This is a genomic window from Vibrio genomosp. F10 str. 9ZD137 (genome assembly GCF_049974785.1).
Taxonomy (GTDB): domain Bacteria; phylum Pseudomonadota; class Gammaproteobacteria; order Enterobacterales; family Vibrionaceae; genus Vibrio.
Window position 1 is genome coordinate 1 of sequence record NZ_JBNGCJ010000113.1, and the last position, 2849, is coordinate 2849.

Annotated in this window: 3 protein-coding genes; 1 reads left to right on the forward strand and 2 read right to left on the reverse strand. The window is 43.1% G+C overall.

What is annotated here, in order from left to right; genetic code table 11:
• Window positions 1-166: 166 nt before the first annotated feature.
• A complete protein-coding gene (locus tag ACP45E_RS01385) occupies window positions 167-1066 on the forward strand; it encodes a LysR family transcriptional regulator (RefSeq protein ID WP_017036437.1) in 900 nt (299 codons plus the stop codon).
• A 266-nt stretch (window positions 1067-1332) separates the two neighbouring features.
• Here ACP45E_RS01385 and ACP45E_RS01390 read toward each other — a convergent pair whose 3' ends face one another.
• Window positions 1333-1935, reverse strand: coding sequence for a thiol:disulfide interchange protein DsbA/DsbL (locus ACP45E_RS01390; RefSeq protein WP_017038649.1), 603 nt, complete (start codon window positions 1933-1935; stop codon window positions 1333-1335).
• A gap of 78 nt (window positions 1936-2013) precedes the next feature.
• The gene (locus ACP45E_RS01395; protein WP_017038650.1) at window positions 2014-2547 is read right to left on the reverse strand and encodes a hypothetical protein; all 534 of its coding nucleotides are present in this window, start codon (window positions 2545-2547) and stop codon (window positions 2014-2016) included.
• Window positions 2548-2849 lie beyond the last annotated feature (302 nt).

Here is a 2849-nt window from a genome sequence, read left to right on the forward strand (position 1 = left end):
TTTCACTCATTGGTACATCCTATGTATTCATTAATCAGGGCTCTAAAGAGGCTCTGTGATTTTGCATTAGTGTTATTAATGTTAATGTGCGGTGAATTTACCGCTTTATTTTTTGTTCATATAGAGAAATAATGAAAATGATTATTTCCAAAATTGACATAATAAGATGCGAGCAGATGATTTAATCCTGTTTTCACAGGTAATAGAGTTGGGAAGTTTTAGTAAGGTGGCAGAACAAAATAACCTTACAAATTCTGTAGTTAGCAAAAGAATTGCTCGTTTGGAAGAGCAAATAGGGGTTCAACTATTATACCGAACAACGCGTAAATTGACGCTCACTGAGGCGGGAAAGGCGTTACTGCACGGAGCCAAAAATGTGAAGTTAGCCACTCAGGAGGCGATGGACTCTGTTTCGGGATTTGGTGAAAACGTAAGCGGACACATAAAAATGTCGGTCCCCACCATTTCTGGTGATTTGATCCTGGCAGAAGCGGTGGCGCAATTTTGTGACCTGCACCCGGGGCTTACGGTAGATATGTCGCTCGACAATAAGTTTGTGGATCTTGTCGATGGCGGTTTTGACTTGGTGATCCGCACGGGCTATTTGGAAGATTCTAGTTTGGTGGCACGTCATATTCTGGATTCGCAATGGGTGGTGTGCGCGTCGCCTTCTTACATCGCGAAAAATAGTAAGCCTCTAGAACCGAATCAATTGGTGACACATAACTGTTTGCAATATGCGTATCAAACGACGGGGGCGAGTGAGTGGGAGTTTAAAGGTCGAGAGGGGAATTACATTGTTCGAGTGTCAGGAAATTTCTCGACCAATAATGCCACCGCGCTACGTAAAGCGGCACTTGGCGGCTATGGCATCGCGTATGTTCCTCGCTGTCTGGTTTACCATGATATTAGAAACGGTCAGTTAGTGGATATTTTCCCTGAGCTGGTGGGTAAGAAGTTGGGCATTTATGCGGTGTACCCTTTTACTCGCCAACCCCCCAACAAGGTAAAGTTGCTCATAGAGCATATTCGAGATCGTTATCTGACCATCTCTCACTATTTTTAGGCGGGCAATTTTCCTGTTTTAGACTGATAGTTTTTCTATTTTAGGTTGATAGGGTTTTTAGCTGATAACCAATAACCAGTAACCAGTAACCAGTAACCAATGATCAATGACCAACAGTTTGAGCGGCATCTCAGTGTTGGGATTCTAAACAAAGAGGGGCCACTCAGATAAGTGGCCCCTCTTAATGCTGGAAAAAGCGTGGTGGGGAGAAATAGAATCGATTCAGATTGACAGTGTGAATCGATTCTATTGGCGCAACCTTGTTCTTACAGTGTTAATAGATAGTTGACTAGCGCGTTGTATTCTTCAAAACTTTTGATATTGTCTGGTACCACAATGTACTTGTTGTTTACCAGTACACCGGGAACACCGGTTAATGTGCTTGCTTCAAATTGTTTATCAAATTCTCGCTGCATTGAACTCACGACAAAACCATTGTAAGCCGAATCAAATTTCTTACCGTCAACCCCATAATCGACAAAGAGCTGACGAAGCGCTGCTTCATCTTTTGGTGCTTGGCGTAATTGATGGATCTGTTTGAACATAGCAGGCACCATCTCTTTTTCAACATCTAACGCAACCATAGTGGCGTATGACTTGGCCATTGGGATAGCCATATTGTTGCCCATGAATGCAACGTGTACTTTTTCAAAACGTGCATCACTTGGTAGTGCAGGTTTTAGGTTTTCAACCACGCCTTCAAACTTATAGCAATGAGGGCAGTAGAACGAGAAAAACTCGGTCACGACGGGTTTCTGGGCTTTTTCGACATCCAATACTTTGAAGTGTTTGCCTTCTTCAAATTGCGCAGCATTCACTGACATAGCGATCGCGATTGTTGAGATAAAAGTAATAATTTTCTTGAGCATGATTCATTTCCGTAGTTAATTAAACGTAGTTTTGTGTCATAAACGCCAACCCCAATGATTGGTATTATGTATTGCCAATTAAGTGAGAAATGAATGAATCGGAGGTCGATAGAGTGTTGTCGCTCTATAGTTTGCCGTGACACTCTGGTCGGGTTCGATCAGAGCCAGTGACTGAATTTGACTGGCGAGTACAGCGCATGAAACGTAAGTAGGGATTTTGAACTGACACACAGAGCCACAACTGTCATTCGAATTGTTTTTTTTATGTTGATGCGGTTTTTCAGTGTCAGAACAATGGTTGCCAGTGGGCACATCGGTTTCTTGGAAAGACGATAACGCCATTTGATTATGGGCGGATAGAACGCTCACAATCTGTAACTTTTCGGGCTTTGACTCAGAACCGTGCATTGTTTCAGCCGTTGGTGGCATTGAATCCGCGGTCAAGATGGTACGATCCACTGATGATACGGTCGTCGGTAATGCAGGCGAGCTCATCAGGCTGTGGCTTATTTGCTGGAATCGAGACCACTGATCATTGGCCAAAAGGATCGTCACGACAACGAGCAGCAGCCAAAAAAACATCCATTGATTGGGTCTGAAAATGTGAGCCATAAAACCATCTTTGCAACAAAGGTGACAGCATCATACAACAAGAGTGGTGAGGAATTAAATCTCCATTGACCATAACAAGCTTATTCTTCCCTATTTTTTCTTCGCTTAATGACCTACCTACCTTGGGTTTAGGCCCTGTGTTAACGAGCGCCTGGAGTTCATAGCTTACCGCATACATGCTTTATCCTTAGTAAAGATTAATAGGTAAAGCGAGCTTGAGAAGGGCAATTTAAAACCACCCGTTATGTAATGTAAAAAACAGCATCATGCTGACGACCGTGGTAGATCGGAAGAGAGGTTCA

What these genes read in the sequence shown, in the direction of transcription:
- ACP45E_RS01385 (WP_017036437.1), top strand. Translation starts at nt 167, where the DNA reads ATGCGAGCAGATGATTTAATCCTGTTTTCACAGGTAATAGAGTTGGGA.
- ACP45E_RS01390 (WP_017038649.1), bottom strand. Translation starts at nt 1,935, where the DNA reads ATGCTCAAGAAAATTATTACTTTTATCTCAACAATCGCGATCGCTATG.
- ACP45E_RS01395 (WP_017038650.1), bottom strand. Translation starts at nt 2,547, where the DNA reads ATGGCTCACATTTTCAGACCCAATCAATGGATGTTTTTTTGGCTGCTG.